We start from the raw sequence: 252 nt of genomic DNA on the forward strand, positions 1-252 counted from the left end.
TCGGCGGCGTCGGCCTGATCGCCGATCTGGACGATCTGATCGCGGGCCTGCCAGCGCAGGGTGACCTGGCCCTGGTGATCGGTGCCACGCGCGGTCACCTTGAACAGTCGGCTCTGGCGTGGGAGGCGTTCCGCATCGAATCCGGCGATGCGCCGCATGTCGATCTGGACGACGAACGCCGCAACGGCGAATTCCTGCGCGCCAACCGGGGCCACCTGGCATCGGCGACCGACCTGTCGGACGGCGGCCTGG

At 69.8% G+C, this 252-nt stretch carries 1 pseudogene; it reads left to right on the top strand.

Going from position 1 to position 252, the window contains the following annotated elements:
- A pseudogene (locus TW83_RS21365) lies at nt 1–252 on the top strand (phosphoribosylformylglycinamidine synthase II); the annotation flags it as partial.

The organism is Paracoccus sp. S4493 (assembly GCF_000967735.1).
In the GTDB taxonomy this organism is placed as follows: Bacteria; Pseudomonadota; Alphaproteobacteria; order Rhodobacterales; family Rhodobacteraceae; genus Paracoccus; species Paracoccus marcusii.